Raw genomic sequence first — 13,881 nt, 5'->3', positions numbered from 1 at the left:
TTTTACAACATATAAATCGTCATATATATGAGAGGTGGACGAATAAGATGAAATTACTAAGCTTAGGAATTAAAAAAAAGGAAAAAGAGGTAAAAAAATATATTGTCGACAATAAAGAATCATTATATAGATTTGCTTATACTTATGTAAGAAATGAAGATGACGCATTAGACATAGTTCATGATGCTATATGCAAATCTTTAACTAATGTAGACACTCTCAAAGATATAGATAGTATTAAACCTTGGATTTATAAGATAGTAGCTAATACAGCAATTGACTATATAAGGAAAAATAGCAAGTATGTTATAGGAAGTGATGACTTAAATTTAGAAGAATCTGCTGAGTATGATACATACGAAGATATAGATCTTCAAAGAGCACTAGAGGTATTACCTGAAAAGTATAAAGATGTGATTGTTTTAAGATACTTTGAAGATATGAAAATATCTGATATAGCAAAGATTTTAGATGAAAAAGAAAGTACTATAAAAACTAGGCTTTATAAAGCATTATCTAAACTGAAAATAAGCATTACTGAATAAAAGGAAGTGAAAACTTTGAAAAGTGATAAGAAAATAGAACAATTAAAGAATGATTATATGAATATAGAGATACCAGATAAATTAAATATCGTTGTAAATGATGTACTTAATAGACGTAATAAAAAAAGTATAACTAAGGTGTCAACACTAGTAGCATCATTAGCAGTAGTAGTAGGAATTGTTAATATTAATCCAACATTTGCAAATGCTTTAGAAAATATACCTGTAATAGGTGAAGTCATAAAAGTAATTAACTTTAGAAATTATAAAATTGATGAAGGTGGACTTGATATATCAATAGACGTGCCTAATATAGAAGGTATGAAAGATACTAATTTACAATATCAAATGAATAAAGAGTTCGAAGAAGAAGGTAAAAAATTGTATGATCAGTATTTAAAAGAATTAGAACAATTAAAACTGCAAGGAGAAGAGGGAAGAGAATCCTTTAAATCCTGGTATGAAGTAAAAACAGATAATGATGATATTTTATCTATAGTTATATACAACAACACTATAATGGCATCAAGTGATACAACTCGAAAATTTTATAATATAGACAAAAGGAATCAAACAATTTTAACTTTAGAAGGCATGTTTGGAGGAACTGATTATGTAGATATTATAAGTGAAAACATAAAACAACAAATGAGAGAAAGAATGAAGGCTGATTCAGAAGTACATTATTGGATAGATGCTAATGATGGAAGTTATACATTTGACAAAATAGATAAAAATCAAGGGTTTTATATAAATGATAAAGGTGAAATTGTAATATGTTTTGATAAATATGATGTAGCACCGGGATCACAAGGATTAACTGAGTTTGTAATACCTAAATCAATAACAGATAAATTATAAATATAAATTGAAAATAACGGACATACAAACTAGAAAAATGACATTAAAGAAAGGCACTAAGAGAGATGAGAAACGTAAGAAGAAATATAAACCAAAGTAGATTAATAATATTAATACTAATATGTTTATTTTTTATAGGAATAACAAGTAAGGCTTGGTCTTACTTTGAAGAACAAAAGCAAATAAAATTAGAGCAACAAAGAATTGAAGAAGAAAGAAGAAAAGAAGAAGAAGAAAAGAAAAAGTATATGGTTGGATGTAGTAATGATGCTAAAAAATATTCTTATGATGCTAGAAAAGTAGCTGAAAAACTTAATAGCTATGATTATTCTAATAATGGAGAAAAAATAGTATTTTTGACTTTTGATGATGGAACTTCAACAACTGTAACTCCTCAAGTTTTAAAAATATTAAAAGAAAATGATGTTCATGCAACTTTCTTTGTTACAGGGGAAAATATTGAAAGAGGTGGAGAAAAAGCAAAAGAACTTTTAAAACAAGAACTAAATGAAGGTCATGCTATTGCAAATCATTCATATACTCATGATTATCGCATATTATATCCAAATAGAGTATTAGATTTAGAGGCATTTAAAGCTGATTTTGAAAAAACTGATAAATTATTAAAAGATGTTTTAGGTAAGTATTTTTCTACTAGAGTAATAAGATGTCCAGGTGGTCATATGTCATGGAAAGGTATGGATAGTTTAGATGCTTATTTAGATGAAAATAACATGGCATCAATAGACTGGAATGCATTAAGTAAAGATGCAGAAGGAGCTAAAAAAGATGCTGATCAATTAGCTAATATAGCAATACAAACATCTAAAGATAAAGAAATGGTAGTTCTTTTAATGCACGATACTTATGGAAAAGAAGAAACAGCAAAGTCTTTACCACAAATAATAAAATATTTTAAAGAAAATGGATATGAGTTTAAAACTCTTTCATAGAAGACAAAAAGATGGACGTAATATACAGTCCATCTTTTTTATTAAGTTTATTATTTTTACTATATATAAATTAAAAACTACTTAAGTTCTTTTAGAATTAAAGAAACATCCTTAAGAGTTACATTATCATAAACTCTTCCATTTATAGTAATGACTGGAGAACGACGACATGAACCAACACACCTTGATGAATCTAAGCTAAACTTTAAATCACTACTAGTTTCACCACATTTTAAACCTAGCAATTCTTCAAATTCAGCAAGTATATTACTACTATCATTTTTAGCACATGCACCACTTAAACATACTTTTATTTTGATTTCACCTTTAAGGTCAGTTGTAAAGTAAGAGTAAAAATTAACTAAGTCATGAATCTTATCAAATGAAATGTTTAGTTTTTTAGAAATATATTTTTGAACTTCATTTGGAAGATATCTAAATATTTTTTGCGCATAATGTAAAGTACGAATTACATTATCCTCGCTTTTATCAAGTGAATTTATAAATATATCTAACTCCTCAAATGATTTACTATTACGAGAAATAAAATCACACATATAAAACTCTCCTTTATATATTATACAGATTAAACTATACAATTAATAAATATACTAAAGGCATTGTAACAATAAGTACTAAAATATTAATTAAACACCTTAATATAATAATTATTATTAATACCCTTAAATTACTAGTATAAACTTTATAAGAAATAACATTAGTAAAGAATATATTAAAGTACTTATATAATTGATATTTAAACTTATAAGTAATTATCTAAAATTATAAATAATTAAATTAGGATTATTAAATAAATGAAAATATTTGATTATCAATAAAAATAATGGATAAATAATAAAGGACATAAAGTTATAAGAAATAGGAGGTTAGATATGAATTTTAAACAGATTGCTAAAGAAGTTTTAGAAAATGTTGGTGGCAAAGATAATATAAAAGATGTTATACATTGTCATACAAGATTACGATTTACATTAATAGATTTTAGTAAAGTAAATAAAGAAAATCTTTCACAAATAGAAGGAATTATAACTGTAGTAGAAAGTATGGAACAGTTACAAGTAGTTATAGGAAGTAAAGTAGATAAAGTATTTAAAGAACTAGAACCTATGGTTGGTAAAACTAAGAATAAAAATAATGAAGAAATTAAAAAAGGTTTTTCATTAAATAAGGTACTTACAACTATTGCTCAGATATTTACGCCGATTATATATGCACTAGCTGGTTCAGGAATGATAAAGGGGATATTAGCAGTTATATCTATGTACTACTTAAATAAGCATAATATAGATATAAAGCAAAATGATACATATATTATCTTAAATGCAGCATCAGATGCAGTGTTTTATTTTTTCCCAATAATACTTGGATATACAGCTGCTAAAGTATTTAAAACACATGAAATTATATCAATGGTACTTGGTGCAACTCTATGTTATCCTAGTATAGTAGCATTAATGGCAGAAGAGAGAGTAGTAAGTTTATTTAATATTAGTATTACAAAAGCAAGTTATACTTCATCAGTAATACCGATAATTATTGCAATTTGGATGTTATCTTTCTTAGAGAAATTCTTAAAAAAAGTAATACCAGATGTAATTGAAATGATAATGGTTCCTACACTTTCAATATTAATAATGGTTCCATCCACTTTATTAGTATTTGGGCCAATAGGAATATATATAGGTAATGGAGTTAATTGGTTCTATCAATTACTTATGAACTTTAGCCCAGTTCTTTGTGGAGCATTTATAGGTGGAATGTGGTGTGTATTAGTTATATTTGGAGCTCATAGACCAATATTACCAATAGCAATAAATGATATAGCTCAAAATGGACGTCAAAATTTACTAGCATTTGCAGGAGCAGCAAATTTCTCACAAGCAGGAGCAGCATTAGGTGTATTTTTAAAATCGAAAAATAAATCACTAAAAACAGTTGCTTTATCGGGGAGTATAACTGCTTTATTTGGTATAACAGAACCTGCAATTTATGGAGCTAACTTACGCTTAAAAAGGCCAATGATATGTGCAGTAATATGCGGTGCAATAGGTGGTGGAATAATGGGATATGGAGGAGCATTTGGTATAGCATTTGCAAATCAAGGTGTACTTACAATTCCAGTATATGCACAAGCTGGAGCTAAAGGATTTTTAGCTTACTTAATAGGATGTGTTTTTGCATTCTTTGGTTCAGCACTACTTACATATATAGTTGGATTTAAAGATATAGAGGAAGAGCAAGAAGAAACTTTAAAAGAGGTTGCTTAATATAGACATTAGGAGGACGTAGTATGAAAAATACATTCCCGAAAGATTTCTTATGGGGGGCATCATCTTCAGCATTTCAAATAGAAGGTGGATGGAATGAAGATGGAAAAGGAATGACAGTTGCAGACTTTAATTCATTTAAAAAGTCAGAAATTCAAGCAGACAGTAAGGTAGCTAGTGATTTTTATCATCACTGGAAAGAAGACATAGATCTTATGAAAGATTTAGGGCTAAATATATATAGATTTTCGCTATCATGGGCTAGAATTATACCCACTGGAGATGGAGAAATAAATCAAGCTGGAATAGACTTTTACAATAAGGTAATAGATTATTTAGTAGAGTGTAATATAACTCCATTTGTTACCTTATATCATTTTGATTTACCATATGCATTAGTTGAGAAGTATAATGGATGGGAAGCTAGAGAATGTACATTTGCATTTGAAAGATATGCAAAGATTTGCTTTGAAAACTTCGGAGATAGAGTTAAGTACTGGCAACCACATAATGAACAAAATTTAATGATGCGTGTAAAAGAGCGTATGAATATATATGAAACTGATAATTATAAAGTTGAAAAAATGAGAGCACAGATGGATTATCATATGTGTTTAGCTCACGCATTAGCAACAATAGCTTGCCATAATATGGTTGAAGGTGGGAAAATAGGGCCATCAATATCGGCTACAGTAACTTATCCATACTCAAATAAGCCAGAAGATGTATGGGCAGCAAAATTAAATGATAACTTTAAAACTAATTATTTATTAGACATGCACTATAATGGACAATACCCAGCATATTATATGAATTACTTAGAAAAACTTAACATAGTTCCTAATATGCTTGAGGAAGATAAAGAAATACTTAAAAATGCTAAAATGGACTTTATAGCATTTAACTATTATCGTACACTATGTGCAAGACATCTTGAAGCAACAGAAGAAAATCCAGTTGGAACTCGTGTTAGTGAGATAGATTATGATTTATATGGATATTTTAAAATTGAAAAAAATCCTAACTTAAGTGCAACAGAGTATGGAGCGCAAATAGATCCTGTTGGGTTAAGAATAGCATTAAATGAATATTACAATAAATATCATTTACCTCTTATAATTACAGAAAATGGTCTTGGAACAGCAGATACATTAACTGAAGACGAAAGAGTCCATGATGATTATAGAATTAATTACTTAAGAGATCATATAGATGCTTGTAGAAAAGGAATTGAAGATGGTGTAGAGCTAATTGGATACTGTCCTTGGTCAGTAATTGACTTATTAAGTTCTCATCAAGGGTTTAAAAAACGTTATGGATTTGTATATATCAATAGAGAAGATCATGATTTTAAAGATTTAAGGAGAATTAAAAAAGATAGTTACTTTTGGTATAAAGAAGTAATAAGATCTAATGGGGAAAAATTATAGAAATATATTAAGGCTGAACTAAAGTAGTTCAGTCTTTTATGTTAAAATGATATAAAATTAGAAAAATATGAAAATAAAGTTAATTTTCACTTTACAATAGAAATAATATAGGTTATATTATATATAAATTAAAAATTAAATAAAAAAGATAGAGGTTGCGATCTTTAAGAGTAAATTTACAGAGTTAAGCACAGTGAAGTAAATTGAAAGGAAATATCGCCGAAACATATAACTGAGGCTTTAAGGTTATATAGTTGGGATTATGTAGAATATGCATAATACTGTCATAAATTTTATGATGAGCTATCATGACAGATATATTTTAATAAATTGGTATTTCAATTTGTAAATTATTTGAATGAAAGAATATAGTCTTGAGTGATTTCGCTCAAGACTTTTTTGTATTTAAGAAAATTATAAAAATAAAAGGGAGTGAAAGTATTGAATTTAGCACAAGCAAGAACAGAAAGAGAAAATAAAAGAGAATTAAAGGTACCTCATACTTTAGTAATCATTACTTCAATAATTATACTTGTATCAATTGCAACTTATATTGTACCAGGAGGGGCTTATGAAAAAGTAGTAAAGGTGGTAAATGGAAGTGAAAAAACAATAATTGTAGATGGCTCATTTAAATATATTGAAAGTCAGCCACAAGGAGTATTTGAAGTTTTACAAGCACCAGTAGAAGGTATTATTGGTGGTGCAGAAATAATAGCATTTTTATTTGTAGTTGGGGGAGCATTTAATTTAATTACTAGAACTAAAGCAATAGATTTTGGAATAGTGAGAGTTACTAATATATTTAAAGGAAAAGAAATTTTAGTAATTCCAATGCTTACATTTTTATTCTCATTAGGTGGTGCTGTATTTGGAATGAGTGAAGAGGCAGTTCCTTTTGTAGCAATAATTGTACCTTTAGCGCTATCTTTAGGATATGATAGTATAGTTGCAGTTGGAATTACATATTTGGCTTGTGAATTAGGATTTTCATCAGCTATGCTTAATCCATTTACAGTAGGTATTGCACAATCAATAGCAGAAATACCGATGTTCTCAGGAATAGAATATCGTACAATTATTTGGTTTATAACTACTTGTATAGGAACTGTATTTTTAATGATGTATGCATCAAAAATTAAAAAGAATCCAAAACTTAGTTTAGTTTATGAAAGTGATCAAATTAAGCGTGCAAACTTAGGTAACTATGGAAGTGAAAATGAAGATTTTAGAATGTCACATAAAATAATATTACTTTTATTGGCATTATGTATAGGAATAATTGTATGGGGAGTATTAACTCAGGGATTTTGGATTCCTCAAATAGCTGCAGTATTTTTAGCAACTGGACTTATGAGTGGTTTTATTGGAAAACTTGGAACTGATGAAATGGCAGATGCATTTATAGAAGGTGCAAAGGGAATGATAGGAGCAGCTGTTATGTTAGGATTTGCTAGAGCTATAGTAATAATTGCAGAGAATGCTAATATAATAGATACAATTTTATATAATTTATCTCAATTAATTGGTAACTTACCACCAATGATAGCAGCTTATATAATGTATCCTATACAAATGTTTATAAACTTCTTTGTTAGTTCGGGTTCAGGACAAGCAGCACTTACAATGCCAATTCTTGCACCACTTGGAGATTTAGTTGGAATATCTCGTCAATTAACAGTATTGATATATCAATTGGGAGATGGATTTTCTAATACACTATTCCCAACATCAGGAATATTAATAGCTTGCTTGGGTCTGGCAGGTGTGCCTTATGGAAAATGGTTAAAGTGGGTTTTACCACTTCAAGGGATATTATTTATATTATCACTTGGTTTTATAACAATCGGATCACTAATGCAATGGGCATAAAATAGATGGACATTCTAGTCCATCTATTTTTTTATTATTTTTACTTTTTTGTGTAAAGTGACACAGAAATGACACAAAAATGACACAAATAGGATTAAGTTTATATGTATAATATTGTAAGGTATTTATTGTAAATATATATGAGAGGATTTAGAAAATGAAGATGATTAAGAAAAAAATTACATTACTTTTAAGTGGTTTAATTATATTAAGCCTTACAGCATGTAGCACAAATAATACAAATGAAGTAGAAGATAAAGAATTAACAGAAAATATAGTTAATGAGAGTTCACATTATCCTGTTACAATAACTACATATAATTATGAAAAAAAACCTGTAGAAATAACTTTTGAAAAGTCACCTGAAAAGGTTGTAGCAGTATATCAAAATTCAATAGAAACATTACTAGCATTAGGTTTAGAAGATAAGATAGTAATGGCTTCTGGATTAGACCATGAAGTTAAGAGTGAATATAAAGAAGCTTTTAATAAAGTAAATTATTTAAAAGAATTTGCACCATCTAAGGAAACTATTATAATGGAACAACCAGACTTTATATTATCTTGGTACTCATTATTTGATGAGAAGAATTTAGGTGATGTGGACTATTGGCATAAAAATGGTACAAATACATATATGTCATTAAATAGTGGAGCAGTAGCAAGTAGAAAAGTGGAAAATGAAAAGATTGATATATTAAATTTAGGTAAGATATTTAATGTTGAAGATAGAGCTAAGGATTTAGTAAATGAAATTGATTTAAAAGTAAAATCTGTAGCTGATTCAGTAAAAAATAATGAAAAGCAAACTACTTTAATAATAGAATATATGGATGGACAGATATATACTTATGGAGCAAGTACATTAGGTGGAGATATGGTTTCAATTCTTGGAGGTGAGTTATTAAATCCTAATGGTGGAAATATAAGTGAAGAAGATTTAATAAAATTAAATCCAGATTCAATATTTGTAGTATATATGGATAGAAATGACGAGAATGTACCTAAAGAAGCTGTAGAAAATATTTTAAATAATAAGTCACTTGCAAGTTTAGATGCTGTAAAAAATAATAGAATAAATGCTATTGCATTAGGAGAAATGTACTGTAGTGGAATAAGAACAATAGATGGAATAAATACATTTGCAAATGGATTATATCCAGATTTAAATGAGTAGGCTAATTATATGGATAAGAAAGCTATAATAAGTAAAAGTAGAATAAATATAAATGAAGGAGCACCTATGTATGTAGGTGTTTCGCTAATATTATTATTAATATTAGCTTTATCTATAGGATTTGCAGTGAATTTAGGTTCTGTTGATATAAGTATAAAGGAAGTTTATAATATTATTTTTTATAAAATATTTGGAATAGGAAATGAAGAAATATTATCTAATGGAGCAGTACATGATGTAGTTTGGTTAATAAGGTTACCTAGAATTATATTAGCTATGTTAGTTGGTATAGGATTATCAGTTGTAGGAATTGTAATGCAGGCAATTGTGAAGAATCCGCTCGCAGACCCATATATACTAGGGATATCATCAGGAGCATCACTAGGTGCGACAATATCGGTTATGCTTGGAGTAGGAGCCATATTTGGAAGTAATGCAATAGGTATATGTGGATTTATTGGAGCACTTGTAACATCAATGCTTGTATTATTAATAGCTAATATTGGTCAAAGAGCAAATTCTATAAAACTTCTTTTAGGAGGTATGGCGCTTAGTTCGGTTTGTAGTGCATTCTCTAGCTTTATAGTTTATTTTGCTAATGATGCTCAAGGAATGCAGACTATAACATTTTGGTTAATGGGAAGTGTAGCTGGTGCAAAATGGGAGCAAATAATGTTTATAATGCCATTTGTTTTAATAGGGACTATATTCTTTTTAACTCAACATAAGATATTAAATTTAATGTTATTAGGAGATGAAGTATCTATAACATTAGGAACAGATCTTCATAAATATAGACATGCTTATTTAATAATAGCATCTTTGATGATCGGAATTTTAGTTTACGCATCTGGAATGATTGGATTTGTAGGGCTAGTAATACCTCATATTGTTAGAATAATTCTAGGACCAGATCATAAGAAAATAATTCCAATAGCAGCGCTGCTAGGTGCAATATTCTTAATATGGGCAGATATACTATCTAGAGTAATTATAAAGGGAACAGAGATACCGATAGGAATACTCATTTCAATGATAGGTGCACCATGTTTTATTTTGTTAATGATTAGAAATACTTACGGCTTTGGAGGTAAAAGCTAATGAAAATAAATGTAGAAGATATTAAATTTAAAATAGGGAAAAAGGATGTATTAAATGGAATTAATATAGATGTAAAAAATAAAGAATTTATAGGTATAATCGGACCTAATGGAAGTGGTAAATCAACATTATTAAAATGTATTTATAGAATATTAAAGCCAACAAGTGGAATTATTAGATTAGACGATATAAATTTAAATGATCTTACTACTAAAGAAAGTGCAAGAAAGATGGCAGTGGTTTCACAGCATAACTATTATGATTTCGATTTTAGTGTAAGTGAAATAGTTTTAATGGGAAGATCTCCTCATAAAAAATTAATGGAAAGAGATTCTTTAAATGATTATGAAATAATGGAGGAATCTTTAAAGAAAGTTGACATGCTTAATTGTAAAGATAGAAACTTTAATACACTTTCTGGTGGAGAGCAGCAAAGAATTATATTAGCAAGAGCTCTTGCTCAAAAAACAGATTGTTTAATACTTGATGAACCGACTAATCACTTAGATATAAAATATCAATTACAGTTAATGAATACAGTTAAGAATTTAGATATAGAAGTAATTGCTGCCATTCATGATTTAAATATGGCATCAATGTATTGTGATAAAATATATGTTTTAAAAGACGGATACATAGTTGCATATGGAAATCCAAAAGAAATTTTAACAAAAGAACTTATTAAAGATGTATATGAAGTTGATGCAGTAGTAAATTACGATGATGGACTTGATCTAGTAAATATAATATATAAGTTGTAAAAACTAGTTACATAAATTTAAATATATTAAATAAAAGTATATTAAGGAAGTTACATTAAATAAATTTTTAAATATATTAATAATTATAAGAGAGTAAAAATAGTTATTTAATTAATTTATCTCATGAGTTAAGAAAACCTTTGAATGTTATAAATAGCACAAATCAACTAATCTTAGGTTTAATGAAAAAAGGTTCAAATCTTGAACACAGTAAATTGAGCTATTATATAGATATATCACAAAAAAATTGTGATAGATTATTAAATTTAGTTAACAACATAGTTGATAATACTAAACTACAAAATGATATGTATGTTATAAATTTAAAAGAAGTAGGTATAGTATACTTAGTTGAAGAAACTTCATTGGCACTAGTTGATTATGTACAATCAAAAGGTATTGATATTATAATAGACCCAGATGTTGAGGAGAAAACTATATTCTGTGATTCTTATGAAATTGAAAGATGTATAGTAAATTTAGTTGGTAATGCAGCTAAATTTACACCAAAGGGTGGTAATATAACTGTAAGTGTAAAAGATTTAAATGATAGGGTTATGATAAGTGTTAAAGATACAGGCGTTGGAATAGATGAGAAATATCATAAAACTATTTTTGAGAGATTTAGTCAAGTAACAGAAATGAGTAATAAAGCAAAATTAGGAAGTGGACTTGGGCTTGCAATAACTAATCAAATTGTAAAGTTACATAAAGGCGAAATTTATGTGGAGAGTAAGCTTGGAGAAGGTAGCAATTTTGAATTATATTACCAGTTAATCCAAATTTAAAAGATAAAAAATGAGCAACAAATAAAAGGACTAGCTAAGCGTAGCTAGTCCTTTTATTATATACAACTGAATAACAAATTAAAAAAACTAATATAATGAATATAAGGTATTTAACTATGAAAGGAGAGATTGTTATGGCATGGTATGATAAGGCTGTAATATATCATATATACCCTCTTGGACTTTGTGGTTGTAGACATGAAAATAGTGGAGTGGCAGAAAATCATTTTGAAAAACTTAATAAATGGGCAGAGCATGCTAAAAAAATAGGATGTACATGTATTTATATAGGTCCCTTATTTGAATCTGGTTCACACGGATATGATACTATAAATTATAGAAAAGTGGATAAAAGACTTGGAAATAATAAAGACTTTAGAAATTTTATAAGTAATTGCCATAAAATAGGGCTAAAAGTAATTGTAGATGGAGTATTTAATCATGTAGGTAGAAATTTTTTTGCTTTTGAGGATTTAAAGAAAAATCGTGAAAATAGTAAATATAGAAACTGGTTTTGTAATGTAAATTTCTTGGGAAATAATGAGTATAATGATAGATTATGTTATGAAAATTGGGGAGGATATAATCTTCTTGTCAAATTAAATAATAACAATGAAGAAGTAGTGAAATACCATCTAGATACAGTTAAGTTTTGGATAGATGAATTTGATATTGATGGAATACGACTAGATGTTGCAGAAGTTTTAGATTTTAATTTTATGAAAAGACTTAGAATATTTACTGAAAACTTAAAAAATGATTTTTGGTTAATGGGTGAGGTAATACATGGTGATTATAGTCGTTGGGCAAATAGTGAGATGTTACATTCTGTGACGAATTATTCAATGTATAAATCTATTTACTCAAGTCATAATGATCACAATTATTTTGAGTTAGCACATAATATTAAACGTATGATAGAAATGACAGGGAAATTAAGGCTTTATACATTTGTAGACAATCATGATGTATCACGTATATATAGTATTTTGAAAAATAAAGAACATATATATAACACTTTATTACTTCAATACACCATACCTGGCATTCCTTCTATATATTATGGTTCAGAATTCTGTATAGAAGGGAATAAGAATCAAGGTGATGATTGGAATCTTAGGCCATGTTTAGACTTAAACAATTATAAAGATTATTATTATAAAAATAAAATAACTAATCTTTTATGTAAACTAGGAGAACTTAAAGCAAATTATTTAGAATTAACTTATGGTGATTATAAAGAACTTAAATTAACAAATCGTCAATTTGCATTTGCTAGAATATTAGAAAATCATGCAGTTGTAACAATAGTTAATAATGATTACAAATCTATAACTATGGAAATAGATATGCCATTTGAAGTAAGTAATGCTGTTGACATTTTAGATACTACTAAAAATAATAATTTATTAAAGATAGATACAAAAAGAAAGAAATTAATTATAGATATTCCTTCTAACAGTGGGGGGCTTTTATATATTAAGTAAGAGCAAAAGTATTATTAAATAAATTTATTTATATGATTAAAGTATCATGAAACTTAATTGATTGTAATATAAAACAATATGAGAACTTAATGATAATAGAAAAATAAGGTGATTTTATGGATATAGAATGTGATAAATTAAATCAAAGTGAATATCTAAAGATTGCAATACCATTTATGTTATCAACACTTACTCAACCTTTATTAGGTATAGTTGATACTGCAGTAGTTGGAAGAATGGAAAGTCCTATATTTATAGGGGGAGTATCCATAGGAGTTACTATATTTAATACATTATATTGGTTATTTGGATTTTTGAGGGTAAGTACTACTAGTTATAGCGCTCAGGCCATAGGGGATGATAATAATAAAAAGAAAATAGAAGCTTTTATACATCCCTTAATTATAGCTATTATAGTAGGATTAGGATTTATATTAATGAAGGATATTATATGGACACTGGCAATGAAGATATTAGCACCAGAAAAATTAGTAATGGAGCAGTCACGTATATACTATAATATATTAATTTATGGAGCTCCTGTTGTATTTGTAAATTATGTTATTTTAGGATGGTTAATGGGGCAATCAAAAGTGAAAGAGTCTGTTACAATGTAGG

Annotated in this window: 13 protein-coding genes and 1 riboswitch; of the genes, 12 read left to right on the top strand and 1 reads right to left on the bottom strand. The window is 27.8% G+C overall.

Annotated elements, in window-relative coordinates; genetic code table 11:
* Nucleotides 1–47 precede the first annotated feature (47 nt).
* From I2A66_RS05485 to I2A66_RS05475, 3 genes are all read left to right on the top strand, one after another.
* Nucleotides 48–545, top strand: coding sequence for an RNA polymerase sigma factor (locus tag I2A66_RS05485; RefSeq protein WP_147516258.1), 498 nt, complete (start codon nucleotides 48–50; stop codon nucleotides 543–545).
* A gap of 6 nt (nucleotides 546–551) precedes the next feature.
* Nucleotides 552–1,406, top strand: coding sequence for an anti-sigma-V factor rsiV (locus I2A66_RS05480; protein WP_243113381.1), 855 nt, complete (start codon nucleotides 552–554; stop codon nucleotides 1,404–1,406).
* A 65-nt stretch (nucleotides 1,407–1,471) separates the two neighbouring features.
* Entirely contained in the window at nucleotides 1,472–2,359 is an 888-nt protein-coding gene (locus tag I2A66_RS05475) for a polysaccharide deacetylase family protein (RefSeq protein WP_122640131.1), read from the top strand.
* 77 nt (nucleotides 2,360–2,436) lie between these two features.
* Here I2A66_RS05475 and I2A66_RS05470 read toward each other — a convergent pair whose 3' ends face one another.
* Nucleotides 2,437–2,916: an NADH-quinone oxidoreductase subunit NuoE family protein gene (locus tag I2A66_RS05470; protein ID WP_147516259.1), complete on the bottom strand. Its 480-nt coding sequence runs from the start codon at nucleotides 2,914–2,916 to the stop codon at nucleotides 2,437–2,439.
* A gap of 336 nt (nucleotides 2,917–3,252) precedes the next feature.
* Here I2A66_RS05470 and I2A66_RS05465 point away from each other — a divergent pair, with 336 nt between their 5' ends.
* The 9 genes from I2A66_RS05465 to I2A66_RS05425 all read left to right on the top strand — a co-directional run bounded on the left by I2A66_RS05465 (nucleotide 3,253) and on the right by I2A66_RS05425 (nucleotide 13,880).
* Nucleotides 3,253–4,647, top strand: coding sequence for a PTS transporter subunit EIIC (locus I2A66_RS05465; protein WP_122640129.1), 1,395 nt, complete (start codon nucleotides 3,253–3,255; stop codon nucleotides 4,645–4,647).
* Between the two features lie 23 nt (nucleotides 4,648–4,670).
* Complete coding sequence (locus tag I2A66_RS05460; RefSeq protein ID WP_122640128.1) at nucleotides 4,671–6,077, top strand: glycoside hydrolase family 1 protein; 1,407 nt, start codon at nucleotides 4,671–4,673, stop codon at nucleotides 6,075–6,077.
* Nucleotides 6,078–6,218: 141 nt separating this feature from the next.
* A riboswitch (Lysine riboswitch) is annotated at nucleotides 6,219–6,391 on the top strand.
* Between the two features lie 127 nt (nucleotides 6,392–6,518).
* Entirely contained in the window at nucleotides 6,519–7,949 is a 1,431-nt protein-coding gene (locus I2A66_RS05455) for a YfcC family protein (RefSeq protein WP_207734734.1), read from the top strand.
* Nucleotides 7,950–8,106: 157 nt separating this feature from the next.
* On the top strand, nucleotides 8,107–9,126 hold the full coding sequence (locus I2A66_RS05450; RefSeq protein ID WP_122640126.1) for an ABC transporter substrate-binding protein: 1,020 nt from the start codon (nucleotides 8,107–8,109) through the stop codon (nucleotides 9,124–9,126).
* A gap of 9 nt (nucleotides 9,127–9,135) precedes the next feature.
* Complete coding sequence (locus I2A66_RS05445) at nucleotides 9,136–10,227, top strand: FecCD family ABC transporter permease (RefSeq protein ID WP_243238667.1); 1,092 nt, start codon at nucleotides 9,136–9,138, stop codon at nucleotides 10,225–10,227.
* Nucleotides 10,227–10,988 (top strand): ABC transporter ATP-binding protein, encoded by a 762-nt coding sequence (locus I2A66_RS05440; protein WP_122640125.1) that lies wholly within the window; start codon nucleotides 10,227–10,229, stop codon nucleotides 10,986–10,988. Before I2A66_RS05445 ends, I2A66_RS05440 begins: the two co-directional genes overlap by 1 nt.
* Before the next feature lie 110 nt (nucleotides 10,989–11,098).
* Entirely contained in the window at nucleotides 11,099–11,776 is a 678-nt protein-coding gene (locus I2A66_RS05435; protein ID WP_279265881.1) for a sensor histidine kinase, read from the top strand.
* A 134-nt stretch (nucleotides 11,777–11,910) separates the two neighbouring features.
* A complete protein-coding gene (locus tag I2A66_RS05430; RefSeq protein WP_195251167.1) occupies nucleotides 11,911–13,263 on the top strand; it encodes an alpha-amylase family glycosyl hydrolase in 1,353 nt (450 codons plus the stop codon).
* Nucleotides 13,264–13,379: 116 nt separating this feature from the next.
* The gene (locus I2A66_RS05425; RefSeq protein ID WP_122640124.1) at nucleotides 13,380–13,880 is read left to right on the top strand and encodes an MATE family efflux transporter; all 501 of its coding nucleotides are present in this window, start codon (nucleotides 13,380–13,382) and stop codon (nucleotides 13,878–13,880) included.
* Nucleotide 13,881: the final 1 nt, after the last annotated feature.

Origin of the sequence: Romboutsia sp. 1001713B170207_170306_H8, from assembly GCF_015550495.1 — a bacterium.
In the GTDB taxonomy this organism is placed as follows: domain Bacteria; phylum Bacillota; class Clostridia; order Peptostreptococcales; family Peptostreptococcaceae; genus Romboutsia_E.
Note: the sequence above shows the minus strand (reverse complement) of the source record. Positions and strands in the feature narration are given on the sequence as shown.

What these genes read in the sequence shown, in the direction of transcription:
- I2A66_RS05445 (WP_243238667.1), top strand. Translation starts at nt 9,136, where the DNA reads ATGGATAAGAAAGCTATAATAAGTAAAAGTAGAATAAATATAAATGAA.
- I2A66_RS05460 (WP_122640128.1), top strand. Translation starts at nt 4,671, where the DNA reads ATGAAAAATACATTCCCGAAAGATTTCTTATGGGGGGCATCATCTTCA.
- I2A66_RS05430 (WP_195251167.1), top strand. Translation starts at nt 11,911, where the DNA reads ATGGCATGGTATGATAAGGCTGTAATATATCATATATACCCTCTTGGA.
- I2A66_RS05475 (WP_122640131.1), top strand. Translation starts at nt 1,472, where the DNA reads ATGAGAAACGTAAGAAGAAATATAAACCAAAGTAGATTAATAATATTA.
- I2A66_RS05450 (WP_122640126.1), top strand. Translation starts at nt 8,107, where the DNA reads ATGAAGATGATTAAGAAAAAAATTACATTACTTTTAAGTGGTTTAATT.
- I2A66_RS05440 (WP_122640125.1), top strand. Translation starts at nt 10,227, where the DNA reads ATGAAAATAAATGTAGAAGATATTAAATTTAAAATAGGGAAAAAGGAT.
- I2A66_RS05485 (WP_147516258.1), top strand. Translation starts at nt 48, where the DNA reads ATGAAATTACTAAGCTTAGGAATTAAAAAAAAGGAAAAAGAGGTAAAA.
- I2A66_RS05465 (WP_122640129.1), top strand. Translation starts at nt 3,253, where the DNA reads ATGAATTTTAAACAGATTGCTAAAGAAGTTTTAGAAAATGTTGGTGGC.
- I2A66_RS05425 (WP_122640124.1), top strand. Translation starts at nt 13,380, where the DNA reads ATGGATATAGAATGTGATAAATTAAATCAAAGTGAATATCTAAAGATT.
- I2A66_RS05470 (WP_147516259.1), bottom strand. Translation starts at nt 2,916, where the DNA reads ATGTGTGATTTTATTTCTCGTAATAGTAAATCATTTGAGGAGTTAGAT.